26 protein-coding genes, 4 tRNA genes, 1 other RNA gene and 1 pseudogene are annotated in these 25,954 nt (G+C 68.5%); 14 read left to right on the forward strand and 18 right to left on the reverse strand.

Annotated elements, in window-relative coordinates; genetic code table 11:
* Positions 1-27 precede the first annotated feature (27 nt).
* From fabD to INQ40_RS09395, 4 genes are all read right to left on the reverse strand, one after another.
* Entirely contained in the window at positions 28-966 is a 939-nt protein-coding gene (gene fabD, locus INQ40_RS09380) for an ACP S-malonyltransferase (protein ID WP_194340231.1), read from the reverse strand.
* A 120-nt stretch (positions 967-1,086) separates the two neighbouring features.
* Entirely contained in the window at positions 1,087-2,067 is a 981-nt protein-coding gene (locus tag INQ40_RS09385; protein WP_193984023.1) for a beta-ketoacyl-ACP synthase III, read from the reverse strand.
* Positions 2,068-2,278: 211 nt separating this feature from the next.
* The gene (gene rpmF / locus INQ40_RS09390; protein ID WP_043957651.1) at positions 2,279-2,473 is read right to left on the reverse strand and encodes a 50S ribosomal protein L32; all 195 of its coding nucleotides are present in this window, start codon (positions 2,471-2,473) and stop codon (positions 2,279-2,281) included.
* Between the two features lie 82 nt (positions 2,474-2,555).
* A complete protein-coding gene (locus INQ40_RS09395; RefSeq protein ID WP_193984025.1) occupies positions 2,556-3,092 on the reverse strand; it encodes a YceD family protein in 537 nt (178 codons plus the stop codon).
* A gap of 168 nt (positions 3,093-3,260) precedes the next feature.
* Between INQ40_RS09395 and INQ40_RS09400 the strand changes: the two genes are divergently transcribed.
* On the forward strand, positions 3,261-3,623 hold the full coding sequence (locus tag INQ40_RS09400; protein ID WP_194036257.1) for a hypothetical protein: 363 nt from the start codon (positions 3,261-3,263) through the stop codon (positions 3,621-3,623).
* A 2-nt stretch (positions 3,624-3,625) separates the two neighbouring features.
* Positions 3,626-4,201, forward strand: a pseudogene (locus tag INQ40_RS09405) (nucleoside triphosphate pyrophosphatase).
* Positions 4,202-4,227: 26 nt separating this feature from the next.
* Here the strand turns inward: INQ40_RS09405 and INQ40_RS09410 are convergent.
* Positions 4,228-6,156 (reverse strand): glycosyltransferase family 39 protein, encoded by a 1,929-nt coding sequence (locus INQ40_RS09410; RefSeq protein ID WP_194340232.1) that lies wholly within the window; start codon positions 6,154-6,156, stop codon positions 4,228-4,230.
* A 154-nt stretch (positions 6,157-6,310) separates the two neighbouring features.
* Here INQ40_RS09410 and INQ40_RS09415 point away from each other — a divergent pair, with 154 nt between their 5' ends.
* The 4 genes from INQ40_RS09415 to INQ40_RS09430 all read left to right on the forward strand — a co-directional run bounded on the left by INQ40_RS09415 (position 6,311) and on the right by INQ40_RS09430 (position 10,735).
* Positions 6,311-7,237, forward strand: a complete 927-nt coding sequence (locus INQ40_RS09415) for an AAA family ATPase (RefSeq protein WP_194342506.1) — start codon at positions 6,311-6,313, stop codon at positions 7,235-7,237.
* A 75-nt stretch (positions 7,238-7,312) separates the two neighbouring features.
* Entirely contained in the window at positions 7,313-8,254 is a 942-nt protein-coding gene (locus INQ40_RS09420) for a DUF58 domain-containing protein (RefSeq protein WP_194342507.1), read from the forward strand.
* Positions 8,255-8,300: 46 nt separating this feature from the next.
* Positions 8,301-10,253, forward strand: a complete 1,953-nt coding sequence (locus INQ40_RS09425) for a DUF3488 and transglutaminase-like domain-containing protein (RefSeq protein WP_255524251.1) — start codon at positions 8,301-8,303, stop codon at positions 10,251-10,253.
* Complete coding sequence (locus INQ40_RS09430; RefSeq protein WP_194340234.1) at positions 10,250-10,735, forward strand: Slp family lipoprotein; 486 nt, start codon at positions 10,250-10,252, stop codon at positions 10,733-10,735. The genes INQ40_RS09425 and INQ40_RS09430 overlap by 4 nt, the downstream gene beginning before the upstream one ends.
* Before the next feature lie 15 nt (positions 10,736-10,750).
* On the opposite strand, the gene INQ40_RS09435 is transcribed toward INQ40_RS09430, so the two are convergent.
* The 4 genes from INQ40_RS09435 to dnaX form a co-directional block, all read right to left on the reverse strand.
* Positions 10,751-11,104: a histidine triad nucleotide-binding protein gene (locus INQ40_RS09435; protein ID WP_194034013.1), complete on the reverse strand. Its 354-nt coding sequence runs from the start codon at positions 11,102-11,104 to the stop codon at positions 10,751-10,753.
* A gap of 51 nt (positions 11,105-11,155) precedes the next feature.
* Complete coding sequence (recR, locus tag INQ40_RS09440) at positions 11,156-11,752, reverse strand: recombination mediator RecR (RefSeq protein WP_194034014.1); 597 nt, start codon at positions 11,750-11,752, stop codon at positions 11,156-11,158.
* A gap of 40 nt (positions 11,753-11,792) precedes the next feature.
* Positions 11,793-12,113, reverse strand: a complete 321-nt coding sequence (locus INQ40_RS09445) for a YbaB/EbfC family nucleoid-associated protein (RefSeq protein ID WP_043957642.1) — start codon at positions 12,111-12,113, stop codon at positions 11,793-11,795.
* 121 nt (positions 12,114-12,234) lie between these two features.
* Complete coding sequence (gene dnaX, locus INQ40_RS09450) at positions 12,235-14,133, reverse strand: DNA polymerase III subunit gamma/tau (RefSeq protein ID WP_194340235.1); 1,899 nt, start codon at positions 14,131-14,133, stop codon at positions 12,235-12,237.
* Positions 14,134-14,369: 236 nt separating this feature from the next.
* Between dnaX and INQ40_RS09455 the strand changes: the two genes are divergently transcribed.
* Together INQ40_RS09455 and ffs are read left to right on the forward strand one after the other, a co-directional pair.
* Positions 14,370-14,462, forward strand: a tRNA-Ser gene (locus INQ40_RS09455).
* A 25-nt stretch (positions 14,463-14,487) separates the two neighbouring features.
* Positions 14,488-14,584: signal recognition particle sRNA small type (gene ffs, locus INQ40_RS09460), an RNA gene on the forward strand.
* Positions 14,585-14,614: 30 nt separating this feature from the next.
* On the opposite strand, the gene INQ40_RS09465 is transcribed toward ffs, so the two are convergent.
* Both INQ40_RS09465 and INQ40_RS09470 read right to left on the reverse strand, forming a co-directional pair.
* Positions 14,615-15,373: an MBL fold metallo-hydrolase gene (locus tag INQ40_RS09465; protein ID WP_194340236.1), complete on the reverse strand. Its 759-nt coding sequence runs from the start codon at positions 15,371-15,373 to the stop codon at positions 14,615-14,617.
* 1 nt (position 15,374) lies between these two features.
* A complete protein-coding gene (locus INQ40_RS09470) occupies positions 15,375-16,124 on the reverse strand; it encodes a 3-deoxy-D-manno-octulosonic acid kinase (RefSeq protein ID WP_194340237.1) in 750 nt (249 codons plus the stop codon).
* A gap of 22 nt (positions 16,125-16,146) precedes the next feature.
* On the opposite strand from INQ40_RS09470, the gene INQ40_RS09475 reads away from it, so the two are divergent.
* Positions 16,147-17,232 (forward strand): glycosyltransferase family 9 protein, encoded by a 1,086-nt coding sequence (locus INQ40_RS09475; protein ID WP_194340238.1) that lies wholly within the window; start codon positions 16,147-16,149, stop codon positions 17,230-17,232.
* Here the strand turns inward: INQ40_RS09475 and INQ40_RS09480 are convergent.
* A complete protein-coding gene (locus INQ40_RS09480) occupies positions 17,208-17,615 on the reverse strand; it encodes a DUF6165 family protein (protein WP_194340239.1) in 408 nt (135 codons plus the stop codon). The genes INQ40_RS09475 and INQ40_RS09480 overlap by 25 nt on opposite strands.
* Before the next feature lie 137 nt (positions 17,616-17,752).
* Between INQ40_RS09480 and INQ40_RS09485 the strand changes: the two genes are divergently transcribed.
* Both INQ40_RS09485 and INQ40_RS09490 read left to right on the forward strand, forming a co-directional pair.
* A tRNA-Ser gene (locus INQ40_RS09485) sits at positions 17,753-17,843 on the forward strand.
* A gap of 136 nt (positions 17,844-17,979) precedes the next feature.
* Positions 17,980-18,684, forward strand: coding sequence for a PP2C family serine/threonine-protein phosphatase (locus tag INQ40_RS09490; protein WP_194340240.1), 705 nt, complete (start codon positions 17,980-17,982; stop codon positions 18,682-18,684).
* Between the two features lie 27 nt (positions 18,685-18,711).
* Here the strand turns inward: INQ40_RS09490 and dnaQ are convergent, their stop codons facing one another.
* Genes dnaQ through INQ40_RS09505 form a run of 3 tightly spaced genes read right to left on the reverse strand, consistent with a single transcriptional unit; the run spans position 18,712 to position 20,661 of the window.
* Entirely contained in the window at positions 18,712-19,431 is a 720-nt protein-coding gene (gene dnaQ, locus INQ40_RS09495) for a DNA polymerase III subunit epsilon (RefSeq protein WP_194340241.1), read from the reverse strand.
* Positions 19,431-19,919, reverse strand: coding sequence for a ribonuclease HI (gene rnhA, locus INQ40_RS09500; protein WP_194340242.1), 489 nt, complete (start codon positions 19,917-19,919; stop codon positions 19,431-19,433). Before rnhA ends, dnaQ begins: the two co-directional genes overlap by 1 nt.
* A 7-nt stretch (positions 19,920-19,926) precedes the next feature.
* Complete coding sequence (locus tag INQ40_RS09505; protein ID WP_194340243.1) at positions 19,927-20,661, reverse strand: methyltransferase domain-containing protein; 735 nt, start codon at positions 20,659-20,661, stop codon at positions 19,927-19,929.
* Positions 20,662-20,741: 80 nt separating this feature from the next.
* Between INQ40_RS09505 and gloB the strand changes: the two genes are divergently transcribed.
* From gloB to INQ40_RS09520, 3 genes are all read left to right on the forward strand, one after another.
* A complete protein-coding gene (gene gloB, locus INQ40_RS09510) occupies positions 20,742-21,518 on the forward strand; it encodes a hydroxyacylglutathione hydrolase (protein ID WP_194340244.1) in 777 nt (258 codons plus the stop codon).
* Positions 21,515-22,501: a lytic transglycosylase domain-containing protein gene (locus INQ40_RS09515; RefSeq protein ID WP_194340245.1), complete on the forward strand. Its 987-nt coding sequence runs from the start codon at positions 21,515-21,517 to the stop codon at positions 22,499-22,501. Before gloB ends, INQ40_RS09515 begins: the two co-directional genes overlap by 4 nt.
* A 74-nt stretch (positions 22,502-22,575) precedes the next feature.
* Complete coding sequence (locus tag INQ40_RS09520) at positions 22,576-23,370, forward strand: enoyl-ACP reductase (protein ID WP_194340246.1); 795 nt, start codon at positions 22,576-22,578, stop codon at positions 23,368-23,370.
* 167 nt (positions 23,371-23,537) lie between these two features.
* On the opposite strand, the gene INQ40_RS09525 is transcribed toward INQ40_RS09520, so the two are convergent.
* From INQ40_RS09525 to INQ40_RS09535, 3 genes are all read right to left on the reverse strand, one after another.
* Positions 23,538-25,508, reverse strand: a complete 1,971-nt coding sequence (locus INQ40_RS09525; protein ID WP_194340247.1) for a peptidyl-prolyl cis-trans isomerase — start codon at positions 25,506-25,508, stop codon at positions 23,538-23,540.
* Positions 25,509-25,693: 185 nt separating this feature from the next.
* Positions 25,694-25,770, reverse strand: a tRNA-Asp gene (locus INQ40_RS09530).
* Between the two features lie 98 nt (positions 25,771-25,868).
* Positions 25,869-25,945: transfer RNA gene (locus tag INQ40_RS09535), tRNA-Asp, on the reverse strand.
* Between the last annotated feature and the right edge of the window lie 9 nt (positions 25,946-25,954).

The raw sequence follows: 25,954 nt of genomic DNA on the forward strand, positions 1-25,954 counted from the left end.
ACCGGCGCAGTGCCGGTGAAGGGTGGGTTATTTCCAGTCCGCCAGGGCGGCTTCGAAGTCGGCCGGCGCGCCAAGGGCGCGGGCATCAAGGGACTTGTCGATGCGCTTGACCAGTCCGGTCAGCACCTTTCCCGGACCGCACTCGGCGACCGCGGTGGCGCCATGCCCGGCCAGCGCCAGCACGCAGCGCGTCCACTGCACCGGCAGGTAGAGCTGGCGGACCAGCGCGTCACGGATCGCGTCGACGGAGTCGTTGGTCCGCGCGTCGACGTTCTGGACCACGCCCAGGGTGGGCATCGCCCAATCAAGGCCCTCCATCGCCTCGGCGAGCTGGTCGGCGGCATCGCGCATCAGCGGCGTGTGCGAGGGCACGCTGACGGCCAGCTTGATCGTCTTGCGCACGCCATGCTCGGCGAGTTGCCCCAGGGCTTCATCGACCGCAGCAGCATGACCGCCGATGACGATCTGGCCCGGCGAGTTGTAGTTGGCAGGTACCACGACCTCGCGGCCGGAGACGCTGCGGCACACCTCCTCCACCAGCGCATCGTCCGCGCCAAGGATGGCTGCCATTGCGCCGGTACCTGCAGGCGCGGCTGCCTGCATCAACTGGCCACGAAGGCGCACCAGCCGGGCAGCCTGATCCAGCGGCAGCGCGTCGGCGGCGACCAGCGCGCTGTACTCGCCCAGGCTGTGCCCGGACAGGACGGCCGGGCGAGTACCGCCGCGGGCCTGCCACACGCGCCATACCGCAACGCTTGCAGCCAGCAGCGCCGGCTGGGTGAATTCGGTCTGGTTGAGCTGCTCGCCCGCACCATCGCGGCTCATCTCCCACAGATCGACGCCGGCACCCTGGCTGGCCTCGGCAAAGGTCTGCCGGACCAGCGGCTCCTGCGAGGCAAGCTCCGCGAGCATGCCGGCGGACTGGGATCCCTGGCCGGGAAAGACGAAGGCGATGGATGGGGACATGGTGTGTGCCGCGGCCGACCAATCAAAGCCGGCTATGATACGCGAGCATCCCGGCAAGGCGTCTGTACTGCGGCGTAGGGTTCAGTCCAGCCACTGCGCGCCGCCGAGGAGCGCTGGTCCTCAGTAGCGCAGCAGCGCCGAGCCCCAGGTAAAGCCGCCGCCGAAAGCCTCCAGCAACAGCAACTGGCCGCGCTTCACCCGCCCGGACCGAACCGCCTCGTCGAGTGCGAGCGGCACCGAGCCGGACGAGGTGTTGCCGTGTTTGTCGACGGTGACGATCACGCGCTCCATCGGCATGTCCAGCCGCCGCGCGGTGAGCTCGATGATGCGCAGGTTGGCCTGGTGCGGGATCAGCCAGTCGATCTCGCTGCGGTCGATGCCGTTGGCTTCCAGGGTTTCCTCGACCACCGCGTCCAGCGCCTTGACCGCGTGCTTGAACACGTCATTGCCGGTCATCATCACCTTGACGCCGGCATTGTGCTCCTCGGGCTTGAAGCCCACCGAGACGCCCACCGGGTTGTACAGCAGCTCCTTCTTGCCGCCGTCCGCGTGCAGGTGGGTGCTGAGGATGCCCGCCTCCGAATCGGCTTTCAGCACCACCGCGCCGGCCCCATCGCCGAACAGCACGCACGTGCCGCGATCGGTCCAGTCGAGCATCCGGGTCAGGGTTTCCGCGCCGATCACCAGTGCAGTTTTTGCCGCGCCGGAACGGATGAAGTTGTCGGCAATCGACAGCGCGTAGACGAAGCCCGAGCAGGCCGCGTTGACGTCGAAGGCCGGGCAGCCGTTGGCGCCGAGGCGATGCTGGACCAGGCAGGCGGTGGACGGAAAGATGATGTCGGGCGTGGTCGTGCCGAGCACGATCAGGTCGATCTCGGACGCCTCCACCCCGGCCGCTTCCATCGCGCGCATCGCGGCGTGGTAGGACAGGTCGCTGGTGGTTTCCCCTTCCGCGGCGATATGCCGCTGGCGGATGCCGGTGCGCGAGGCGATCCACTCATCGCTGGTGTCGACGATCCTGGACAGGTCGTCGTTGGTCAACACCCTTTCCGGCAGGTAGCTGCCGGTGCCCGCAATGCGGGAATAAATACGTTCAGTCATCACCACTCCGCGGTCGAAGCCTTCACGCGGAGAACCGCGCCCCCAGCTAGCAGACCCGATTGACGGCGCAGGCGCAAGCGTGGGCCCGCCGGCGAGGCCGCATCACGCCCTTCAGCCTTGCGTGTACGACAGACACAAAAAATCGCCCCGGCGCCGGGTGGCGCCAGAGGCGATCGGCATGCCGGCGATCCGGCACGCGGTCACGAAGGACTTATTCTTCGTCGACGAAGCTGGTCTTGGTGTCCATGACCTTCTTGCCGCGGTAGTAGCCGTCAGCGGTCACGTGGTGACGGATATGGATCTCGCCGGTGGTCGGGTCGGTGGACAACTGCTTGGTGCCCAGCGAGTCGTGGCTGCGGCGCATGCCACGCTTGGAGGGGGAAACGCGGGACTTCTGGACAGCCATGGTCTTAACTCCAGGGAAAACTCAAAAATATGCAGGTTGATGGCCCGGAAACCGGGCCGGATCGCAGGAACAGCCCGTAATTCTAACTCGGGTCGTCCGGTTTTTTCTTCAATGACGACAGCGCGGCGAAGGGATTGACGCGCTCCAGGTCGGCTTCGGGAATCGGCCAGTCGGCCTCCATCGCCTCGGTACCGGGTTTCACCGGGACCACCGGGATCGCGAGGATCAGTTCGTCCTCCACCAGATCCAGCGCAGACAACATGCCGTCTGCTGGCATCAACAACGGCTCGTACCCTTCCGGCAGCGCCGCTTCATCGGCTTCCTGGCGGATCAGACCGAGTCGCTGCACGACGTCGACCGGAAACAGGAAGCGGGTCAAGGTGCGCTGGCACAACAAGGGCAGCTCGGCTTTCGCATGCAGCTCCGCGTACGGTACCTGCAGCTCGTCGCTGCCGAAATCCAGCGTGTAGGCGACTTCGCCGTCCGCATCGACAAGACTTCCTGCCAGCCGCGGCAGCGACGCCAGTGGCGCGCGTCCCGCAAGCCCGCGCCGCGCTGACACCATGCGCCACGCATCCAGCAACTCGGGCACAGACGGTTTGGTTGAGTCAGCGGACATAAGCCGGACGATGTTAGGGATCGGGCCGGGGCGTGTCAAATCATGCAGAGAGAGCACAAGGTGCAGCAACAGCGTGCCGGAACGCCGCCGCCGGGCGGGGCCGTCCGCGTTTGCCCCGCGGGAGCCGGGCGCGGCAGACTGGGCGCTCACCCGACTGGCCCGCTGCCCGTGAATCCACTCCTGTTTCCGGTCGTCATCGCCGCGGCGCTGATCCTGCTTGTCGCCGTCCGCTATGGGCTGCGCCGCCGTCGCTATCGGGAAATGCAGCGGCTGCTGGACTCCGCCGACGCGCTGGAAGCGCGCCTGCGTGCGGCGCGTCGACAGATCGAGGCGGTGACCGGGGAAAGCGACGCCGATCCAGTGCATGAGGCGATGCGGGAAATGCTTCGCCAGCGACTGTGGCTGCGTGAGCAGGGCGCGCAGGCACGGGTGGCGGAGTTGCACAGCGTCCGCCTCTCGATCGATCAGGCGCGCGAGCGCATCGAGCGGCAGCTGGAACGGGTCGAGGAAGCGCAGATGCTGGAGGTCTGAGCGTGGCGACACTGATCCTCGCCTCCGGCTCGCGCTATCGAGCGCAATTGCTTGAGCGGCTGCGAGTGCCGTTCACCGTGGCGTCGCCGGAACTCGACGAGACGCCTTTGCCTGGGGAATTCCCGGCGTCGCTCACCCGCCGGCTGGCCAACGCCAAGGCCGACGCAGTCGCGTCCCGCTTCCCCGGCGCCTGGGTACTCGGTTCCGACCAGGTCGCCGATATCGAAGGCCGCATTCTTGGAAAACCCGGAGACCACGCAAGCGCCGTGCGTCAGCTCACCGCCATGTCCGGGCGGACCATCCACTTCCACACCAGCATCTGCCTGCGCCACGATGACGGCCGCCGGCTGCAGTAACTGGACATCACGACGGTGCGCTTCCGGGCGCTGGCCGCCGATGAGATCGAACGCTACCTGCAGGCCGAGCAGCCCTACGACTGCGCCGGCAGTTTCCAATGCGAGGGTCTGGGCATCAGCCTGTTCAAGGAGATCCAGTCGCGCGATCCGACCGCGCTGGGCGGACTGCCGCTGATCGCCACCGCCGACCTGCTGCGCGACGCCGGTTTCGCGGTTCCCTGAGCCGGCTGGCAACCGGGCCGACTGGCTCAGCGCACCTCGATCGGCTGCTCTGGCCACGCCTCCACGCTGCCGTCCGCGCCGTGCAGGCGCAGGCCCAGCCAGTGGCGACCCGTGGTGACATTCGCGCCCAGTTCCACCCGCCCGCTGAAGCCCACCCGCGGCTGGTTGGGATCGTTGCTGATGCGCCAGAACGCGGCGGTGCCGGGCTGGCTGGCGCCATAGGCAACCTCCGCCACCGGCTTTCCGTCCAGGGTCACCTCGACCCGTTCCAGGCCCACGCCGTCCTTGAACGCCCAGCCTGCGATATCGAAGTTGCGTGCCACGCGCTGACCGCCGACGGGGCTGTCTATCCACGCCATCGCCGGGGCGGTGCAGTTGCCTGCGGTCGGCATGGACGAATCGAAGCGGAACAGCAGGAAGCGCTGGCGCCCGTGGTCCACGTTCACTACCCGCGGTGGCGGCAGCGGCCCCAGTTTCCCGCACAGGTGGTGATAACGCTCCAGCAGGTGCTTGTACTGGACATCGCTGGACGCGATCACCAGCAGCACCGGCGCGTCGGCCCAGGCCTGACCGAACTGCGCCGGCCACGACTCACGTGGCCCTGCTGCCAGGTTCCAGAGCTGCAACTGCGGGGCACGGCCGTGCTTGACGTTCAAGGGATGGTCCAGCACGGGGATGCGCGGATCGCCCAGGGCGAAGCCGAGCTCGGCGCCGATCTTGAAACTGCCCGCCACCAGGCGCGTGTCCGGACCCATCTGCCCGCGCTCCAGGCGCACGGCATCGGCCAGCTCGTCCCAGCCGGCGAAGTTGGACGGGTACCACTTCTCCGCCGCCGCACGCGCGCGCAGGTCCGGCACTGACACCGCGACGTAATAGCCCATCACCATCACCAGGCCGAGGCCGGCGGTCAGCCAGGTCAGGCCACGCAACCAGCGCGGCCACGCGGCCAGGACCGCGGGCAGCAGCGGCAGCAGCGCCAGGTAGCCGGGCAGCGGCCAGTGGAAGCTGACCCGCTCGGTGTCGGCGAAGAACCCCAGCGAAAAGAAACCGAGCACCAGCAGACCGCCGAGCAGCGCGAAATACCGCGATGCCGGCAACGCCCCCCGATAGCCCCGCCAACCCGCTGCCAGCAGCGCGGCAAACAACAGCGGGGTAACCATCAGTGCCTGGATGACGACAAACAGGATGCCGTCCCAGTGAAACGCCCACGGGTGCCGGTCCACGAGCTGGAAGCGCAGCCCGGCATCGGCGTTGCCCAGGTTCCACGCCACCAGTGGCGCCCAGGCCGCGGCGCCAATGGCGATCGCAGTCCACACGCGGGGGTCACGCAGCGCCTTGCGGCCGTCGCGTACCAGCAACAACGCCAACAGACCGACGCCGATCACGGCGATGAAGCGGTAGTGGCTCAATGCGCCGATCGTCAGGCCCAGCGCGAGCTCAAGGGAGGCTCCGGCGCTGACCTGCCGCAGCAACCGCGCGCCGGCGTCGATGCACAGCACCGTGGCCAGCGCCATCGCTGCATCCGGCAGCGCCAACAGGCCCAGCGTCCCCGCCAGTGGCAACAGCAGCGCGAAACTGCCTGCCTGCCAGCCGTGTACCGGCCCGTACTCACGCGCGGTGACCCGCGCCACCAGCCAGGGCACCGCGGCGGCAATCATCAGGAACGGCAGACGCAGCCCCAGCTCCGTATTGCCGCCCAGGCTGACGCCCAGGCGGGCCAGCCACGCCGTCAGGCCCGGCAGGTCGGAATAGGAGGGTGCCAGATGCTGGCCTTCCAGCCAGTAAAAGGTCTCGTCGACGAACAGCGGCAGGCGTGCGGCAACCAGCAGCTTGACCGCCAGCACCGCGATGAACAGCACCAGGAACCAGCGGTACGCGGAACGCTCGGCAGGCAGCGGTTGCAGGTAATCGGCCGCGGCGGACTGACGATGATCGACAGCGGGGGTTTCGCGCATCAACAGGGGTCCTAGTTACACTCGGGGAACTACTTGCAGCCGACCGGCAACAGCCGCCAACGCGCCTGCAGGCGACATGGGACGATTTCTGGAGAACACGATGGCGGTATCAACACCGACGCCGGGCCACGAGGCCGCGGTGTCGAAGCCGGGCATGCTACCCGAGCATCTGCGTAAATCCCTTGACGCCGCACAAACGCAGGTCAACCGGCTGGTGCTGGGCAAGTCACGGGAGGTGCGCCTGTCCTTCGTCGCCCTGCTCGCCGACGGCCACCTGCTGATCGAGGACTTGCCGGGTCTGGGCAAGACCACCCTCGCTCACGCCATGGCCGCGACCCTGGGGCTGGACTTCCAGCGCGTGCAGTTCACCTCCGACCTGCTGCCGGCGGACATCGTCGGCGTGTCGATTTTCGATCCGGCGACGCGCGACTTCCAGTTCCACCCCGGCCCGGTGTTCACCCAGGTCCTGCTGGCCGACGAGATCAACCGCGCACCGCCGCGCACCCAGAGCGCCCTGCTGGAGGCGATGGCCGAGCAACAGGTGACCGTCGATGGGACCACCCATGCCCTGCCCGCGCCCTTTTTCGTCATCGCGACCCAGAACCCGACCGACCTGTCGGGTACCTATCCACTGCCGGACTCCCAACTGGACCGCTTCCTGATGCGTCTGGCGCTGGGCTACCCGGGCCATGAGGCCGAGCGCGAGCTGCTGGCCGGGCGTGATCGCCGCGACCTGATCGCTGCGGCGACGCCGGTGCTGTCGCGCGAAGACGTGTTGGCGCTGCGCGACGCGGTCGACCGGGTGCACGCCAGCGATGCACTGATCGATTACGTGCAGGCACTGCTGGCGCGCAGCCGCAGCCATCCGGGCGTGCGCGTCGGGCTTTCGCCACGGGCCGGCCTCGCCCTGCTGCGTGCGGCCAGGGCGTATGCGCTCCTGCTGGGCCGCGACCACGTGCGACCCGACGACGTCCAAGCACTCTTTTCCGCAGTCGCGGCGCACCGGCTGGTCGCCGACGCCGAGGCCGGCAGTGACGCGGCGCTGGCCAAGGCGATACTGCACGCCGTCGCGGTGGACTGAGCAGCGGTGGCAAGAGAAGCCGCGTCGCCGGCGGCTATCGAGCGAGTCCCGATCGCGCGCGGCATCCGCAAGCGGGTGCACGGCTGGGCCCTGACCTTCACCCGACCGCGCGATCCCGAACCGCTGCCGGTCACCTTCGACCGGCGGCGGGTCTACGTGCTTCCCACCCGGTTCGGCCTGTTCTATGCCGTCCTGGTCGCGACGATGTTGCTGGGCGGCTTGAACTACAACAACAATCCTGCGCTGCTGCTGGCACTGCTGCTCGGCGGTACCGGCCTGGCCAGCCTGGTCGCCGCGCAGCTGCAGCTCAGCGGACTGGCGGTGACCGCGATCGATGCCGAACCCGTGCCTGCCGGCCAGATGATGCTGCTGCACGTGCATGCGAAGGCCGCTGACGGGCGCGTGCGGCGCGGCCTCCAGGTCGCGTTGGATCCGGATTACGAGGACCCGGCTTTGCTGGACCTCCAGCCCGGCAATGGTCAGGCGCAGTTGTTGATCCCGACGTCGCAGCGCGGCTGGCTGGAGCTGCCGCGGCTGCGGATCGCTACCTGCCATCCGCTCGGCCTCGCCCGGGCGTGGTCGCACGTCTGGCCGCAGACTCCCCTGCTGGTGTACCCGCGCCCCGAGATCGACGGCCCGCCTCTGCCCGAGGGCTCCGGTGAGGACGCCAAGGCGCGTCTCCACCCCAGCGGCGAGGATCCCCACCACTTGCGCGGCTACCGCCATGGCGACTCGCGGCGGTCCATCGCGTGGAAGCCATCGGCGCGCCACGAATCCCTGCTGGTGCGCGAATACCAGCAGCCGGCCGGCGCCGATATCGTGCTGGAATGGCACAGCGTCGGCGGCCTGCCACACGAAGCAAGGATCAGCCGGCTGGCCCGCTGGGTCGACGAGGCCGAACGCGACGGCCGCCGTTACCGCCTCACGCTGCCTGCGCAGCCCGCCATCGGCCCTTCGCAAGGCTCCGGCCACCGTCACGACTGCCTGCGCGCACTGGCGCTGATGCCCGATGGCTGAGCGCAAACCCGTTGTGGCCCTTGATCCGCACAGCCGGCGCTGGACCATGGCAGCTGCCGCGGCCTGCGTGTTGCCGCTGCTGATGCAATTGCCGTCGCCGCTGGGCCTGCTGGTCGGTGGCAGCGCGGTCGCCGTCGCCGCGCTCTCGTGGCGCAAGCCGCTGCATGCGCTGGTCCGCCTGCTGCTCACGCTGGCCCTGCTGGCCGCCGTCATCGCGCTGTCTGGCTCGCATTTCGGCCGCGATACCGGGTGCGCGATCCTCGCCGCGATGCTGGCGATGAAGCCGGCCGAAACCCGGGGCGTTCGCGACGCGCGAAGCCTGCTCGGCTTCGCCCTGTTCGCTCCATTCGCCACCTTCCTCCTCGACCAGGGGCCGTTGAGCCTGTTGTTGGGACTGGCGGGCGTTGCCTTGGCCCTGATGGCGCTGCTGCGCCTGACCGACATCGAGTCGGGCATCCGCGACGCCACCACGACCCGCGCTCGTTTCGGCTCGGTGGGTCGACTGGTGCTGCTGGGCCTCCCGCTGGCGCTGGCGGCATTCTGGCTGTTCCCGCGGCTCGCAACCCCGCTGTGGGGCGTTCCGGAACGCACGCTGGCACGAACCGGACTGTCCGACGAGATGTCGCCGGGCGACTGGATCGACCTGATGGCCGACGACACCCCGGCGCTGCGGGTGCGATTTTTCGGCACCACCCCGCCCACCTCTCAGATGTACTGGCGCGGCCCGGTCCTGTCCGACTTCGACGGCCGCACGTGGTCCCGCAGCCGCCGGTCCACCGGCCTGCCCCCGGCCGCCGTGACCCGCGCCGACGTCCTGTGGGACTACCAGGTCGAAATCGAGCCGACCGAGCGACGCCAGATGGTCGCGCTTGAGCTCCCCGTCGAGGCGCCCGGCGATACCCGGCTGGGCCATGACCATGAGCTGTTTTCACCGCGCCCGCTGAGTTCGCTGACGCGCTGGCGGATGCAGTCGTCCCCGCCAGAGACCTTCGAGGCCGATCTTGCCGGCCCGCTGCAGCAGGCGGCGCTGGCGCTGCCGGCGGGTGCCAACCCGCGCACCCAGGCGCTGGCTGCGCGCTGGCGCAGCGACGCCGGCGGCGACGACCAGGCCATCGTGCGCCGCGCCATGCAGTGGATCCGCAGCGACTTCGCCTACACCCTGAGCACGCCGCTGGCCGGGCGCCACGCCGCCGACGAGTTCCTGTTCGACCAGCAGGAGGGTTTCTGCGAGCACTTCAGCTCGGCCTTCGTGATCCTGATGCGGGCCGCGGGCATTCCCGCGCGCGTGGTCACCGGCTATGTCGGCGGCTACCGCAACCCGATCGGCGACTACTGGCTGGTGCGGCGATCCGATGCGCACGCCTGGGCCGAGGTCTGGCTCGACGGCCGCGGCTGGGTCCGGGTCGATCCGACCGCCGCGGTCGCACCCGAACGCATCTACGACACCCTGGATGACCGCCGCCCGGGCGCCGACAGCCTGTTCGGGCGGATGCTGGGCGGGGACGCCAGCCGCCTGTTCAACGCCACCGACTGGCTACGGCAAAGCTGGAACCAGCTCGTGCTGGGCTTCGATGCCGAGCGCCAGTCGCGCCTGCTGCGGCCGCTGGGGATCGAGCGCCTGGATGGCGTCCGCCTGGGATTGCTGTTCGGTCTGGCGGCGCTGTCCGCGCTGCTGTGGATGGCATGGCTGTCGCGGCGGGCGGAACGCCAGCGCGACCCGGTGCTGCGGGCGTGGCACACATTGGAACGTCGCTATCGACGGCTCGGTCTGGGCCGCAATCCAGACGAACCCGCCATGACATGGGCGCAGCGGGTCGCCGATGCCGGTCCCGGGCCGGCCGACGACTTGCTGCGGCTCAGCCAGCGTTTCAGCAATTGGCGCTACGCTGGGCTTGACGACCACAGCGCACGGGCGTCGCGGCAGTTGATACTGTCCCTGCGTCGCCACCGCCCGTCACCGCCGCATGCCGCTTCACCCGGAAACGGAGAACACCGATGAAGATCCGTCACGCCATGCTCGTCCTCGCGACGCTGCTGCTGGCCGCCTGCGCCAGCCAGCCCAAGCCGCTGCAGGGGGATTTCGCCCAGATCACGCCCCACGATGCCAACAGTGTCGACCGCACCGGCGCCCTGGTGCGCTGGGGTGGCCGCATCGTGAAGGTCGAGCCGCAGCCCAACCGCACCTGCATCGAGATGATTTCCACCCGCCTGAATGTCTACGGCCGGCCCTACTGGGCGACCGATGACGTCGGTGGCCGGTTCATCGCCTGCCGCGACGGCTTCTACGATCCGGCGCTGTTCCAGACCAACCGCGAGGTGACCTTCACCGGACGCATCGACGGCTACGAGAACCGGCGCATCGGTGAGTACGATTACCGCTTTCCCCGGGTTGCCGCCGACGTGATCTACCTGTGGCCGATCCAGGAGCGCGTCGACGTCATCACCCGGCCGGCGCCGTGGCCGTGGTGGGGCTACTGGTAGGTCGCAGCGGTCGGTTCAGCCCGGCACGCCAAAACGCCCCAGCGGCGCGCCGGCCAGCAGGTGCAGATGGATCTGATACACCGTCTGGCCGCCGTGGTCGTTGCAGTTCATCACCACCCGGTAGCCGTCCTCGGCCAGGCCTTCCCGCCGCGCGTAGTCCGCTGCCGCGATGACCAACCGGCCGACCACCGCCGCCTGATCCGGGGTGAGGTCGTCCAGCCGCGGAATCGGCGTCTTGGGCACGAACAGAACATGCACCGGCGCCTGCGGGGCGATGTCACGGAACGCGATCAGATGCTCGTCCTCGAAGACGATGTCCGCGGGTATCTCGCGGCGGATGATCTTGCCGAAGATGGTCTCGTCAGTCATGCCACTACTCCATTGGGTACAGAGGAACGTCCAGACGAATCGGCCGGCCGCTCAGGACATCTCGCTGCGACTGCCAAAAGCATGGGAAAGCGTACCGCGATCGACGTATTCCAGCTCGCCACCGAGCGGAACCCCATGGGTCGGGCGACTCGGGCGCACCTTGTACTGGCGTGCCAGCTGGCCCAGGTAATGCGCGGTGGCCTCGCCTTCCACCGTGGGGTTGGTCGCCACGATCAGCTCGGACACCTCGCCCTCGGCCAGGCGTGATGCCAGCCGGTCCAGGCCCAGCTCGGCCGGGCCGATGCCATCCAGCGGGCTGAGCCGGCCCTGCAGCACGTAATAGAGGCCGCGGTAACCGGTGGCCTGCTCGATCGCCAGGCGGTCGGCCGGGGACTCGACCACGCACAGCTGGTGGACGTCGCGGCTCGCGCTGGAGCAGGTCGGGCACACCGGGGTTTCGCTGAAGTCGCGGCAGCGCTCGCAGTTGCCGATCCGCTCCACCGCGGCGGCCAGGGCGTCCGCGAGCCGCTGGCCGCCGGCGCGCTCGCGCTCGAGCACGTGGTAGGCCATCCGCTGGGCCGACTTCTGGCCCACGCCGGGCAACACCCGGAACGCCTCGATCAACTGCTCAAGCAGCGGCGAGCTCATCGTGGAAGGCGCACTGGGCGTTTACGTGGGCGAAGCACGATCAGAACGGCAGCTTCATGCCCGGCGGCAGCTGCATGCCGGCGGTCGCCGAACCCATGCGCTCCTGCGACGCGGCATTGACCTTGTTGACGGCGTCGTTGATCGCCGCGGCGATCAGGTCCTCGGCCATCTCCGGATCGGCCAGGGCCTGCGGATCGATGCGCACCTTGCGGCACTCCATGCGGCCGGTCAGGGTCACGCTGACCATGCCACCACCGGCGTTACCGATGACCTCGATGTTGGCCAGCTCTTCCTGCGCGCGCTGCATTTCTTCCTGCATCTTCTGCGCTTGCTGCATCAGTTGGGCAATATTTCCACGCATATCGTTTACTCGTCCAAGTGGGTGAATGATGTCGGCAGACCAGAGATGAAGGCAGCACGCTCGGCTCTCAAGGGCCGCCTACCAGGTCTGCGCTCGGTGCCGCACGGCCCGTTGCCGCTGATCAGGCGTCGCCGCGCGGCCGGATCGAATCGGCCACCACCGTGGCGCCGCCGGCGATCAGCGCACGCACCTGCGGATCGGACATGAAGCTGTCCACGGCGGCACTCCTGCGCGCATCGCGGGCCTTGTCGTTGCGCTCGCGCAGCGACACGCCGCCAACGGTGCTCGCTTCGAAGCGGATTTCCGGATCGCCGCCCAGGGAGGTGGCCAGCGCCTTGACGATCTGCGCCACCAGAACGGGCTTGTTGAGCAACTCGTCTTGCGGGGACAGACCCAGGCGCACCACGCGTCCCTCGCAGGCGATGAAACCCACGTGCTCGGCGAGCACGCGCGCCGGTCCCTTCAGCGGACTGGCCACGACCCAAGCGTGCCAGGCGTCGGCATCGGCGATGACGGCCCCTGCAGGCACTTCATCGGATGCAGCGTGCGGGACTGGATGTGGCTCGCTGACCGATGCTGTCGGCTCGGGGGCAGTCGTCGCAACGGCGACGGCCTCCGACTCGTCTTCCAGGCTGAAGAACGGGGCTTGCTCGCGCTCGTCGTAGTGGTCGGTGTCCGGGCTCCGTCCGGCGGCTTCCGGCGTTTCGGGGCGCGCTTCGGCAGGCACATCGGCAATACCCGTGTCAGCGGGAGCGCGCGCACCCGTCGGCGTTGGCGCAGGACCGGGTGTGGCCGGCAGCAGCGACTCGGGCGCGGAGGCGGAGGCTGAGGCTGAGGCTGAGGCTGAGGCAGGCCCCGACGCCGAACCGGCTCCGGCAGCAATGCCACCCGCGGTCGCACCACTGCCGCCACTCGCCGGACCACTGCGTGCCGACTCCGGCCCCGCGGGACGGAACGCCAGCATGCGCAGCACGCTCATCTCGAAGCCGGCGCGCTGGCTGGGCGCCAGCGAGAGGTCGCGACGGCCATTGACCGCCATCTGGTACCACAGCTGGACCAGCTCGGCAGGCACCTTCGCGGCCAACGCATCGATGGCCACGCCGTCGACCTCGATGCTTGCCCCGGGCACCAGCTGGCGCACCTGGATGCGGTGCAGGGCATCGCTCAGCGCTTCCAGCACGCCGGCCCAGTCGGGCGAGAACTCCGCCAGCGCGGCGACCTCGGCCATCAGCGCAGCGCCATCACCGGACGCCAACGCGTCCAGCAACGCGCCCACGCGGGTCTGGTGGACGGTACCCAGCATCGTGGCGACCGCGGCGTCGGTGAGCTGGCCACCGGTGTAGGCGATCGCCTGGTCCAGCAGGGACAGGCCGTCGCGCAGGCTGCCGTCGGCCGCGCGGCTGATCTGGCGCACCGCGCCGGGTTCGACCGCGATGCCCTCGGCCTGGAGGATCTTCTCCACCTGGCCGCCGATCTGCTCCTCGTCCAGGCGCTTGAGGTTGAACTGCAGGCAGCGCGACAGCACGGTTACCGGCAGCTTCTGCGGGTCGGTGGTGGCGAGCAGGAACTTCACGTGCCCGGGCGGCTCCTCCAGCGTTTTCAGCAGCGCGTTGAACGCCGACTTCGAGAGCATGTGCACTTCGTCGATCAGGTAGACCTTCACCCGGCCGCGCGAGGGCATGTACTGCGCGTTGTCGATCAAATCGCGCACATCATCCACGCCGGTGTTGGACGCGGCGTCGATTTCCAGCAGGTCGATGAACCGGCCCGCGTCGATGTCGCGGCACGAATTGCACTCACCGCAGGGATCGGCCGACGTGCCCTGCTCGCAGTTGAGCGACTTGGCGAAGATCCGCGCGATCGTGGTCTTGCCCACGCCGCGGGTGCCGGAAAACAGGAACGCGTGATGCACCCGGCCGCTGTCGAGCGCGTTGGTCAGGGCGCGGACCACGTGCTCCTGCCCGACCAGTTCGGCGAAGCGCTTGGGTCGCCACTTGCGGGCGAGGACGAGATAGGACATCGATAACCTTGGGCAAGTCCGGCAGGGAACGCCCGCGCCCCGGAATCGGTCGGCACGGACGCAGCGCCACCATTGTGCCACGCCGCCCCGGGCTCCCATCCCGGATCAAGCGCCGGGCCCTCGCGGCCAGAGAAGGATTTGACTTGTCCCCTTGCCCGCGCGGCGCTAGACTTTGCGGCTTCGTTGCGTTCCGGCCGGATTGGCGTCGCGACGGGGATCTGAAGCGTTTCAGATGCGGAGAGGTGTCCGAGTGGTTGAAGGAGCACGCCTGGAAAGTGTGTAAGCGTCTAAACCGCGCTTCGGGGGTTCGAATCCCCCTCTCTCCGCCAGATGTTGCAGTTGTCCATGGTGGCCCCGTCGGCCCCTCGCGACGCTAGGTCGAAAACTCCGCCAGGGCCGGAAGGCAGCAACGGTATTGACTGATGCGGGCGCCGAGGCAAGTTGGCGGGGCTGCCACCTTTTCGGCTGCCGGATGCGCAGCTCAGGCGACGTCGACCTGCATTGCGGTCGTCGGCTTCAGCGCCACCAGCTCTCCCTGCCGGCCGATCCGGTAGCCGCGCGCCTCCAGCGCTTCGCCCTCCCGGGCACTGCCGTAGTGGTACAGCAGGCAGCGCTCCAGCAGCTGCGGCGGGTATTCCCGCTCCAGATCGTCGATGCCGCTGTGGGAAGGGTTGCCGTGCAAGGCGCAGTCGTGGGCGATCAGTTCGCCCGCATCGGCCATCCTGGCGAGCATTTCCGGGATCGGCCGGGTATCGCCGGTCCACACCAGGCTTCCGTGCAGGCGCAGTCCGAACGCGGTATCGGGCCAGTGATGGCGGACGGGAAAGACCTCCACACGCACGCCCTGGTGCCAGAACGACTCGCCCACCGGAATCACCTGGAAGGCATCCCAGAAGTTCGCCCCACCCTCGGCCAGGGGATTGGGGTAATCACCGACCCGCTGATGCAGCAACGGCACCAGTTTGGCCGGCACGTACAGCCGGATCCGCCCGCGCAGGGAGTGGTTGAAGTAGGCCTCCACGAACAGCCGCTCGAAACCGGCGACGTGGTCCAGGTGCGTGTGGGTGATGAACAACGCCTGCGGCGCTTGCCCGTAGTGGTCCAGGAATGCGGTCAGGCCCTCGCCGCCGCAGTCGATCGTCAGCCAGGGCTGGCCATGGCGCTCGATGGTCGCCATGGCCGAGCCCAGCTCGACCGCCGAGGCGTTGCCGACCCCCTGCAGGCGCAGATCCCAGGCCACGTCAGTAGCCCCGTTCCCAGACATTGTCATAGGCCCGGCGCAGGCGCTCGAAATCGCGCTCCACATCGGCCACGTCGCGATTGCCGCGCACCTTGAGCAGCGAGCGCTTCAGCCTTGCCAGGTTGCGCTCGCGCCAGCCCGTGGCCGGGATGACGATGCGGCCGCGGTCCAGATCGATCACCCAGCCGCGGCCACGCGAATCGAACATCAGGTTGTGCGCATTGAGGTCGGCGTGGTCGAGGCCGGCACGGTGCGCTCGCGCGACCAGCCGGCCCGCTTCCTCCCACGGCGCACCATCGCCGGCGACGATCGCGCGGTCCGCCAGCGTCCGCACGTCCGGCAGGCGCTCGATCAGGATCGCGCAGCGGTAGAACAGGCCCTCGCGGCGATACATGGCCGCGATCGGCGGCGGCACCGGCACCCCGCGCTCGATCATCGCCCGCGAGAGGCGGAACTCGGCAAAACTGCGCGTGCTCATGGCGCCGCGCCAGACATAGCGGTCGCGGCTCAGATTGGCCACCAGCCCGCCGCGCAGGTAGCGTCGCAGGACGGCCTGGCCGAAAGGCGCATCCACGAACCAGGCCCCGCCGCGGCCGCCGCTTTCCACCGGTCGCGCCTGATGCTGCCACCAGGTCGGAGTAAACCACTCCGGCTCGGCTTGCCGTACCCGCTTGGAGTCGAACAGAATCGCCCCATAGCCGCTGCCTTCGCGGAATGGCGTCAATCCTTCGGCAGAGTCGAACCCCGTCATTCCCCGGAGTCTAGCAATTAGCATGCCCCCTGCACCCGCTTCGATCTGCCTGCTGCGCCTGTCCGCGCTGGGCGATGTCACCCACGTGGTCCCGCTGGTGCGCACGCTGCAGGCGGCATGGCCGGAAACGCCGCTGAGCTGGATCATCGGCAAGGCGGAGCAGCGCCTGCTGGAAGGCCTGCCCGGGGTGGAGTTCATCGAGTACGACAAGAAATCCGGATTCGCCGGCATGCGCGCGCTGCGCCGGCGATTGAACGCTCGCGCCGGCGGCAAGTTCGACGTGCTGCTGCAGATGCAGGTCGCCGCGCGCGCGAACCTGCTCTCGGCGGTGGTTCCGGCGCGCACCCGGGTCGGCTATGACCGCGCCCGATCACGCGACGGCCATGGTTTGTTCGTCAACCAGCGCATCCCGGCGCGCCAGGGAATGCACGTGCTGGATGCGATCGGCAGCTTCTGCGAGCCGCTGGGCCTGCGCCAGGAGCAGGTCCGCTGGGACCTGCCGGTTCCGGCCGACGCACGCGAGTGGGCGCGAGCGCAGTGGAGCACAGACGATGTCCGCACGCTGATGATCTCGCCCTGCTCCAGCCACGTCCTGCGCAACTGGCACGCAGAGCGCTACGCAGCCGTCGCCGACCACGCGATCGAGCGCGGCTGGCGGGTGGTCCTGTGCGGCGGCCGCAGCGAGCTGGAGCGGCAGACCACCGACGCCATCGTGCAGTCCATGCGCGGCAGCGCGCTCGACCTGGTCGGCAAGGACACGTTGAAGCAGCTGCCTGCGCTGCTGGAGCGGGCCGACCTGCTGATGAGCCCGGATTCGGGACCGATGCACATTGCCAACGCGATGGGCACCAAGGTGCTCGGCCTGCACGCGGCCAGCAACCCGGCGCGCAGCGGCCCCTACAGCGATCGCCGCTACTGCGTGGACCGCTATGACGACGCCGCGCGCCGCTACCGGGGCAAGCCCGCCGCCGAGTTGCGCTGGGGTGCCAAGATCGAACAGCCCGGAGTGATGGACCTGGTGACCGTCGCCGATGCCGTCGCGGCCTTCGAGCGTTTCGTCACCGATTCGGAGCGTGCCAGCGCTCAGGCGGGGTCGGCGTTGCGGTAGTCCTGGTAGGACTTTTCCTCGACGTAGCTGGAACCCAGGGCGAGGTTGATCTCGCGCTTGAGGCGCGCGCGCTCGTCGTTTTCGAAATAGACGCTGCGGGCCAGGCGGATGAACTCCTCATCGAACTCGCCGGCTTTTTCCTTGAGCCGGATGTCGTCCTCGATCACCCAAAGCCGCTCGTTGACCGCCTTCAGCTGCGCGCGAAGCTTGACCACGTCCTTGCCCGCGGCGGGGTGCTCCATCCAGGTCTTCTGCAGCGCGCCCAGCTCCTTGTGGATGTTCTCCAGCTTGGCCGCATCGGTCATCCGCTCGGACTTGATGGACAGGATTGCGATCTTGTCGAGGAGCTCGCCAAAGGAGACGGGAACAAGGATTTCGGACATGGGGCACCCGCTGGGAGGAAAGCGGACAGTCTACCGCCAGACAGGATCGTGGGCGGCGCGCGCGGCGCTTGTACGCGAATCACGGCCACCGTATCATTGCGCCCCCACGACCCCGGTCTTGATGTCGGCGGTTCACCGGAGAGGTGGCAGAGTGGTTGAATGTACCTGACTCGAAATCAGGCAGGCGTTTATAGCGCCTCGGGGGTTCGAATCCCCCCCTCTCCGCCATATTTGCATTCTGCAACGGCTGCCTCTGCAGCCCTTTGCCGTGCCCGCCCGTTGCGTTTGCGTGTCCGTATGCACGCCCCGGCAGCGTTAACGTATGTGAAGACACTCCCGACGACGTCACCGGCGTGATCACCCCATGATCGAATTTGGACACCTGACCCACGTCGGCCTGCGTCGCGAGCTCAACGAAGACAGCTATTACGGCGACAGCGTGCTGGGGCTGTGGCTGGTCGCCGACGGCATGGGTGGCCACGACTACGGCGAGGTCGCCAGCGCCCTGGCACGCGAAACGATTGCCCGCGAAACCCGCGACGGCACGCCGCTGGTGGATGCGATCCGCATCGCCGACGAGGAGATCATCCGCACCTCGCGCCAGCGCCGCGACGCGCTGCCGATGGGGACCACCGTGGTCGCGGCCCGGGTCAACGGCAGCCGCTTCGAGGCCGCCTGGGTCGGCGACAGCCGCGTCTACCTGTGGCGCGACGGGCAGCTGGTGCAGTTGTCCAGGGACCACAGCTACGTGCAGGAACTGATCGCCAGCGGCGCGATCACCCGTGACCAGGCGCGCAGCCATCCGCACCGCAACGTGGTCACCCAGGCACTGGGCGTGACCGATCCACGCAATCTCAACGTGGCCACGGTAAGCGGCGAGATGCTGCCGGGCATGCAGTTGCTGCTGTGCAGCGACGGTCTGACCGAGGAGGTGGAGGACGAGCAGATCGCCAAGGTGCTGGCGCTGCGCGACCGCAGCGCCCAGGAATGCGTCGACACCCTGATCGCCGCCGCGCTCGACGGCGGCGGCTCGGACAACGTGACCGCGGTGCTGATCCGCAGCCACTGAGTCTGCGCAGAACCGCCCGCGCGGCCGCTAGGCCTCCGCCAACTCCGCGACCTCGTCCCACACGGCGCGACCGGCCTTCTTGCGTAAGCTTGCCAGGCGCTTCTCGTGCGCCGCGAGTTCTGCGGCAAGGATCACCACCCGCGGGCGCTGCAGGCGCACGTCGGCGGTGTAGGACGCCTTCGACTGCTCGCCTGCCGCCGGCCCCGGCGCGGCGAAGCCGATCTCCTCCTGGCCCGACGTCAGCGCGATGTAGACCTCGGCCAGCAGCTGGGCGTCCAGCAGGGCGCCATGCAACTGCCGGTGTGCGTTGTCCACGCCCAGCCGACGGCACAAGGCATCCAGCGAGTTGCGCTGCCCCGGATAGCGATGCCGGGCCAGGAGGAGCGAGTCCTCGATGCGGCAGCGATCGGCCAGGCAGCCGTACTGCGCGCCCGCCAGGCGCAGCTCATTGTCCAGAAACCCGACGTCGAAGGCGGCGTTGTGGATCACCAGTTCCGCCCCGGCGATGAACTCGAGGAATTCCTCCACCACGTCGGTGAATACCGGCTTGTCGGCGAGGAACTCCAGGGTCAGGCCGGTGACTTCCTGCGCGCCCGGCTCGAATGCGCAATCGGGTTTCAGGTACTGGTGATAGGTGCGACCGGTAGGCCGGCGCTCAACGAACTCCACGCAGCCGATCTCCACTACGCGGTTGCCCCGCTCCCAGCTCAGGCCGGTGGTCTCGGTATCCAGGATGACCTGACGCATCACGCGCGCCTCGCCGAGGCGGCCTGCTTGAACCGGATCGCTTCATCACGGGCGAGCACGTCGACGCGCTCATTGTCGGGATCCCCGGAGTGGCCCTTCACCCAGCGCCAGTCGATCCGGTGATTCTTCGTGGCCAGGTCCAGGCGCTCCCACAGGTCGCGGTTCTTCACCGGCGCGCCGCCCGCGGTCTTCCAGCCGCGGAGTATCCAGTTCGCCATCCACGTGGTGATGCCCTGGCGGACGTACTGCGAGTCCGTGTGCAGGGTCACCGTGCAGCTTTCCCTGAGCGCCTCCAGGGCGCAGATCGTGGCCATCAGCTCCATGCGGTTGTTGGTGGTGTCGGCCTCGCCGCCCACCAGCTCACGCTCGCGGCCCTTGCAGCGCAGCAGCGCCGCCCAGCCGCCGGGGCCGGGATTGCCCAGGCAGGAGCCGTCGGTGTGGATCTCGACAATCGTGGGGGTCCTGGTCGCGCCGGTGTCTTCAGTCATCGCGCCATTATCCCCGACCGCGCGCGTCCGGTCTTGTCCTGACCCGCGGATCGACCCGCCGGTCCGCCGGCGGCAGCGGCCAGCGCGCGACCTGCCAGCGCAGCTGGCGGAGCGTCGTCGGCGGGATCATCGCCTGCACCTGCTTGCCCGCGCTGAGCGCCAGCACGCTGCGGAAGCGGTCGGCGAAGCCGATCCCGGAATCCTCCACCCGTGGCTGCCACCTCGGGCCGAGCCATTGCACCCGGGTCGCGGCGGACGCGAATCCGGCTCGGCGAAGCGCCGCCTGCCAGGCACCGGTGCCCTTCGAGCGCAGGCCCGCGCCGGTCCAGCGCAGGCGGTAGGGGCTCCACGGGTTGAGTGTCGCCAGCCACAGCCGACCGCCTGGGGCGAGCAGCCGCGCGCATTCCTCCAGGATGTCCTGCACTTGGTGCCCGTCATCGAGTGCGTGTTGGAGGAATATCGCGCCGAAGCACTCACTGGCCAGCGGCAGCGGCAGGTCGCATTGCAGATCACCGGCAAACCCACTTGGTGTGCGATGCAGGCGGACCCCGCGGGCGGCGTCGGGTGCAAGCGCCGCATCCGGGCCGATCCACAGCCACGGCAAGGCGGGGCACATCGCCAACGCACGCCCCACCGCCGCAACCTCACTGTCCAGAAGCGCGTTTCCTGCCGCGCCTTCGAACCAGCCGAGCGCGCTCGGCGGCGGTTTCCCCGGTTGACGGTGGTAGGTGAACGCGGGCATGGTCGCGGGTTGTCCCTCGGTCGAATACGGCGGATCCCTGATTCTGCTGCATGCCGCGGGCAATCCCAAGGAGTCCCCGTATGCAGTTGCAGGCCCTGAATGCATTCAGTGACAACTACATCTGGTGCGCCACCGGTACGGACGGGACCGCACTGGTGGTCGATCCAGGCGAGGCGGCTCCGGTTCTGGCGGCGGCCGATGCCGGCCTGCGGCCAAGCGCCATCCTGCTTACCCACCACCACCACGACCATATCGGTGGCGTGGAGGAGTTGCTGCAGCGCTGGCCGCAGCTGCGCGTGTTCGCGCCGGACGACGCTCGCATCGGTACCGCGACCGACGTGGTCGCGGACGGCGCACGCTTCCGCGCGGCGGGTTTCGAGCTGGAGGTGATCGCGGTTCCGGGGCATACCTCGACCCACGTGGCGTACTTCTGCGCGGTGCCCGGGGGCGGTGCGCTGTTCAGCGGGGACACGCTGTTCAGCCTGGGTTGCGGGCGACTTTTCGAAGGTAGCCCGTTGCAGATGCACCAGTCGCTCTCCCGCCTGGCCGTTCTGCCCGCCTCCACCCGGCTGTATTGCGGGCACGAGTACACCCTGTCCAACGCTGCCTTCGCGCGCGTGGTCGAGCCCGAAAATGCCGCGCTTGCGCGCCGCACCCAGGAAGCCAAACACATGCGTGACAATGCCCTCCCCACCCTGCCCAGCACGCTGGAAAGCGAGCTGGCCTGCAATCCCTTCCTCCGCTGCGGCCAACCGGCGGTGCAGACCGCGGTCGCTGGCCGCCTCGGGCGCCAGCCAGCCGATGAGGTCGAGGTGTTCGCCGAGCTTCGGCGATGGAAAGACGGGTTCAGCGAATGAGCGCGCGCCATCGGCCGCGCAACCGCAAGTCGGCGGCGCGGATGCTGCCCACCCTGGCGGTGACCGCGCTGCTGGCCTTTCCCGCGGCGGCATCCGCGCCGCTTGCAAGCACCCCCGAGCTGCCGGCAGTCGCGGAGACCGCAACCGAAGCCACCGCCCCGGCACCGATGGGCCCGCCAGTACCGCGACGCGGTCTGGAGATCTACCGCCAGTTCCAGCAGGGACGCGCCGAGCAGGAATGCAGCAGTGACGTCAGTCCTCGCTGGAGCAAGCACTTCGCCGCCGCGCCCAAGCGCCTGGCGACGCCCAGCGACGATACCCTGCTGCTGTTCGGCTACGTACTTGACGCGGTGCGCGCCGCACACCTGCCCAGCGAATACGCCTTGATCCCGTTCGTGGAGAGCGGCTACCGCCCCGACGCTCGCAGTCCATCCGGGCCAGTCGGCCTGTGGCAGATGATCGAGCGCACCGCGCGCAACCACAAAGTGCCGATCCGCGCCGGCTACGATGGACGCCTGTCGCCAGTGGATTCCACCCGCGCCGCAGTGCGCTACCTGAAGACCCTGCATGGCATGTTCGCCGGCGACTGGCGACTGGCCGCGATGGCCTACAACGCCGGCGAGTACCGGATCCTGGGCGCACTCAAGAGCGGAGGCCAGCAGGCGCGCAGCGCCGATCCGGCCAGCCTGGCCGGTGTGCCGGCAACCACGCAGGCGTACGTGCGCAAGCTGCAGGCGCTGTCCTGCGTGCTGGGCGATGCCAAGCAGCAGGATTCGTGGGTCAAGGCCATGGACCGACCGGCGCCGCGGCTGCAGGCCATCACGCTGGACAAGCAGACCCGGCGCATCACCGACTGGGCCGACCGGCATGGCCAGGATCCGGCGCGGGTCGGCCGGCTTAACCCGGTCTTCGGCGACGGGCCGATCGCGACCAGTGGCGACGGGCAGGTGCGCCTGCTGGCACCCGACCTGGGCATCAATTAGAAGGCGACCGCGCGGGTACACTACCCCGGTTGCCCGACCACGCCGGTCGTGGCGCTGGTCAATGAGGAGCAACCATGGGTTTTCTGCAAGGCAAGCGTGCGCTGATCACCGGCATCGCGAGCGATCGCTCGATCGCCAGCGGCATCGCCGAAGCCATGCACCGCGAGGGCGCGGAGCTGGCTTTTACCTACTTGAACGACAAGCTCAAGCCGCGCGTTGAAAAAGCCGCCGCCGCGCTGGGCAGCGACATCGTGTTGCCGCTGGACGTCTCCAGTGACGAGCAGATTGCCGATTGCTTCGAGCAACTGGGCCAGCGATGGGACGGCTTCGACATTCTCGTCCACGCGATCGCCTTTGCGCCGCGCGAAGCGATCGAAGGGGAGTTCCTGGACGGACTGACGCGCGAGAACTGGGCCGTGGCCCACGACATCTCCGCCTATTCACTGGCCGCGATCTCCAAGGCCGCCCGGCCGCTGATGGCGGGCCGCGACGGCGCGATCCTGACCCTGAGCTACCTGGGGGCCGTGCGCGCGCTGCAGAACTACAACGTGATGGGTGTGGCCAAGGCCAGCCTGGAAGCCACGGTCCGTTATCTGGCGTTGAACCTGGGCCCGGAAGGGACACGGGTCAACGCGATCTCCGCCGGTCCGATCAAGACGCTCTCGGCGGCCGGCATCTCCAACTTCCGCAAGATGCTGGGCCAGTTCGAGAAGACCTCGCCCCTGCGCCGCACCGTCACCATCGAGGACGTCGGCAACACGGCCGCGTTCCTGTGCTCGGACCTGGCCCGCGGGATCACCGGTGAGGTGACCTACGTCGACTCGGGCTACAACATCATGGGCATGAGCGGCGTCGGCAGCGACGACTGAGGCAAACCAGGCCCGGAAGCGGGCACTGTGAGATGGGCGCTGTGAGATGGGCCCTTTGAAACAGGCCCTGTGAAACAGGCGCTGTGAAACAGGCTCGATGAAAAAAGCCCGGCATTGCCGGGCTTTCTCGTGTCCGCGACCGGGCGCTGCCGCCCGGTGCCGGCGTGCTAGAGGTTTTCCTCCAGCACGCGGATCTTCATGCTCTTGCGCAGGCTCGATATCAGCGCCTGCACATCGTCGATGCCCGCGGCCTGGCCGAGCTGCTGCTGCAGCATTTCGCGCTGCTCCTGCGGGAACTCGGCAGCGTTGCCTGGCGTGACCTTGTCCACGGTGAACAACACGATGCGGCCGTCGTCGAGCACTTTGCTTCCCACCGCCTTGCCACCGTCCTTGACCTGCAGCGCAAACATCGCGTCTGCGACACCCGGGGCGATCAGCGGCGCGCCACGCGGCACGGCGGTGAGCACTTCGGGTTCCGCGAGCGATTCGGCACTGGCCAGGGCGGCCAGCGATTCGCCCTTCTCCAGCCGCGACTGCAGGGCAAGCGCACGTTCCCGCGCGGCAGTTTCCCTGCGCTCGGCGCGGATGGAGGCCACCACCTGGTCGCGCACCTTCGCCAATGGCTGGGCTTCCTCCGGCGTGTGCGACACGACCCGGATCCAGACGTTGTGGTCGGGACCGACCTCGATCGGGTCGCTGACCGTGCCGTCCTGGATCAGCACCTCCGAGAACGCGGCGCGCTTGACCGCAGGGCTGGCCGCAATACCGTCATTGGAACCGGCGTCAAAGGGCCCCAGCTTCTGTACCTTGACGTTGGCCGCCTCTGCAGCGAGCGCCAGGCCGCTGGGATTTTGCAGCACCGCATCCACGACACGGCTGGACAGATCGTTGAACTGGCTCTCGCGATCAGCGGTCTCCTGCTCGCGGGCCAGGGTGTCGCGCACGGCTTCAAACGGCTCGCGCTCTCCGGCCTTCACTTCGCGCAACTGGATCACGTGAAAACCGAACTCGGTCCTGACCGGGTCGCTGATCTCGCCGGGGGACATCGCAAACACCGCATCCTCCAGCGCACCGGGCATCATGCCGCGGCTGATCCAGCCCAGGTCGCCGCCGGCTGAAGCGGCGTCGTCGCTGTTGTTCTGTGCGAGCGCGGCAAAATCCGCACCCGCGGCACGCGCCTGTACGGCAAGCGCGGACGCCTTCGCCTCGGCCGCCTGCACGGCAGCGGCATCCGCTTCCTGGCTCACCTCGACCAGGATGTGCGAGGCCAGCCGCTCCTCCTGCTGGGCGAACTTGTCCGACTCCTGCTCGTAGCGCTGGCGCAGCGTGGCCTCGTCGGCCGGCGGGACAGGCGGCAGGTCGGCCGCATCCAGCGAGATGTATTCGATGGTCACGCGCTCCGGGGCGCGGTAATCGGCCACATGCGCGTCGTACCAAGCCTGCACATCCGCATCGCCGATCGCCTCGGCGCCGGCATCCGCGGCGGGCACCAGCAATACCGAGACATCGCGCTGCTCGCCCAACAGCCTGATCAACCGATCCATCTCCGCGTCGGTCACAAAGCTGCTTTCCGCCAGCGCCGTCATCACCAGGCCCTGCTCCAGGCTCTCGCGCACCAGCTGGTCGAACTGCGCCGGTGTGCGCGCCGGTACCTGCGAGGCCAGCGCCAGCTGGTAACGCTGCGGGTCAAAGCGTCCGTCGACCTGGAAAGCCGGGATGCGCTGGATCTCGTTGATCACCATCGCATCACTCACCGTCACCCCGGCCGCCTGGGCCGCCATCGCCTGGATCTTCTGGTCGATCAGGCTGTCCAGCACGGCGCGCTTGTTCTCCATCGCTTCAAAGGCGCGGGCGTCAAAGCTGTCGCCCTGTTCGGCACGCTGCTGCTGGCGCACCTGCTCGAAGCGGTTGCGGAACTCCTCGGTGCCGACTTCCTCATGACGCCAGAACACCGATGCCGGCCAGAACGAGGGCGCCGACGACCACCAGGCAGGAGGCGCCTTGATCGAGGCGACGGTGCTGCTGCCGCTCTGGACGAGGTACTGGTCCAGGCCGAACAGCGCGAAGGGCACGATCAGTATCCCCAGGATCGCCATCGCGACCCAGCCGGTGGTCTTTTCTCGGATTTTTCGCAGCATGATGCAGTCTGGTCAGGGCGGAAGCCGCACAGTTTACCGTGGATAGGCGCCGCGGGTCCTGCGCCGGACCGGCCGGACTGCTGTCACTGCCAACGCCAGCGGAAGACCGCACTTCCACCGCGTGGCCAGAGGCCGAAAAGGCAGAACGCCCGCAAATCATCGATTTGCAGGCGTTCTGGATGAACTGGCGGAGCGGACGGGACTCGAACCCGCGACCTCCGGCGTGACAGGCCAGCATTCTAACCAACTGAACTACCGCTCCGCGCTTTGAACTTTCCGCAACCGCAACGAATCCGTTATGCCGGATGGGCGTTGCTGCCCGGACCGGCCGCCCGCGAGGCTGGCGAACCGGAGTAGAACTGGCGGAGTGGACGGGACTCGAACCCGCGACCTCCGGCGTGACAGGCCAGCATTCTAACCAACTGAACTACCACTCCGCACTTTTG

It is taken from the genome of Lysobacter sp. H21R4 (genome assembly GCF_015277535.1).
In the GTDB taxonomy this organism is placed as follows: domain Bacteria; phylum Pseudomonadota; class Gammaproteobacteria; order Xanthomonadales; family Xanthomonadaceae; genus Novilysobacter; species Novilysobacter ciconiae.

Bases quoted from the DNA above. Each gene is read 5' to 3' on its own strand.
- fabD (WP_194340231.1), bottom strand. From the start codon at position 966: ATGTCCCCATCCATCGCCTTCGTCTTTCCCGGCCAGGGATCCCAGTCC.
- INQ40_RS09385 (WP_193984023.1), bottom strand. From the start codon at position 2,067: ATGACTGAACGTATTTATTCCCGCATTGCGGGCACCGGCAGCTACCTG.
- rpmF (WP_043957651.1), bottom strand. From the start codon at position 2,473: ATGGCTGTCCAGAAGTCCCGCGTTTCCCCCTCCAAGCGTGGCATGCGC.
- INQ40_RS09395 (WP_193984025.1), bottom strand. From the start codon at position 3,092: ATGTCCGCTGACTCAACCAAACCGTCTGTGCCCGAGTTGCTGGATGCG.
- INQ40_RS09410 (WP_194340232.1), bottom strand. From the start codon at position 6,156: ATGCGCGAAACCCCCGCTGTCGATCATCGTCAGTCCGCCGCGGCCGAT.
- INQ40_RS09415 (WP_194342506.1), top strand. From the start codon at position 6,311: ATGCTACCCGAGCATCTGCGTAAATCCCTTGACGCCGCACAAACGCAG.
- INQ40_RS09425 (WP_255524251.1), top strand. From the start codon at position 8,301: ATGGCAGCTGCCGCGGCCTGCGTGTTGCCGCTGCTGATGCAATTGCCG.
- INQ40_RS09430 (WP_194340234.1), top strand. From the start codon at position 10,250: ATGAAGATCCGTCACGCCATGCTCGTCCTCGCGACGCTGCTGCTGGCC.
- INQ40_RS09435 (WP_194034013.1), bottom strand. From the start codon at position 11,104: ATGACTGACGAGACCATCTTCGGCAAGATCATCCGCCGCGAGATACCC.
- recR (WP_194034014.1), bottom strand. From the start codon at position 11,752: ATGAGCTCGCCGCTGCTTGAGCAGTTGATCGAGGCGTTCCGGGTGTTG.
- INQ40_RS09445 (WP_043957642.1), bottom strand. From the start codon at position 12,113: ATGCGTGGAAATATTGCCCAACTGATGCAGCAAGCGCAGAAGATGCAG.
- dnaX (WP_194340235.1), bottom strand. From the start codon at position 14,133: ATGTCCTATCTCGTCCTCGCCCGCAAGTGGCGACCCAAGCGCTTCGCC.
- INQ40_RS09470 (WP_194340237.1), bottom strand. From the start codon at position 16,124: ATGACGGGGTTCGACTCTGCCGAAGGATTGACGCCATTCCGCGAAGGC.
- INQ40_RS09475 (WP_194340238.1), top strand. From the start codon at position 16,147: ATGCCCCCTGCACCCGCTTCGATCTGCCTGCTGCGCCTGTCCGCGCTG.
- INQ40_RS09480 (WP_194340239.1), bottom strand. From the start codon at position 17,615: ATGTCCGAAATCCTTGTTCCCGTCTCCTTTGGCGAGCTCCTCGACAAG.
- INQ40_RS09490 (WP_194340240.1), top strand. From the start codon at position 17,980: ATGATCGAATTTGGACACCTGACCCACGTCGGCCTGCGTCGCGAGCTC.
- dnaQ (WP_194340241.1), bottom strand. From the start codon at position 19,431: ATGCGTCAGGTCATCCTGGATACCGAGACCACCGGCCTGAGCTGGGAG.
- rnhA (WP_194340242.1), bottom strand. From the start codon at position 19,919: ATGACTGAAGACACCGGCGCGACCAGGACCCCCACGATTGTCGAGATC.
- INQ40_RS09505 (WP_194340243.1), bottom strand. From the start codon at position 20,661: ATGCCCGCGTTCACCTACCACCGTCAACCGGGGAAACCGCCGCCGAGC.
- gloB (WP_194340244.1), top strand. From the start codon at position 20,742: ATGCAGTTGCAGGCCCTGAATGCATTCAGTGACAACTACATCTGGTGC.
- INQ40_RS09515 (WP_194340245.1), top strand. From the start codon at position 21,515: ATGAGCGCGCGCCATCGGCCGCGCAACCGCAAGTCGGCGGCGCGGATG.
- INQ40_RS09520 (WP_194340246.1), top strand. From the start codon at position 22,576: ATGGGTTTTCTGCAAGGCAAGCGTGCGCTGATCACCGGCATCGCGAGC.
- INQ40_RS09525 (WP_194340247.1), bottom strand. From the start codon at position 25,508: ATGCTGCGAAAAATCCGAGAAAAGACCACCGGCTGGGTCGCGATGGCG.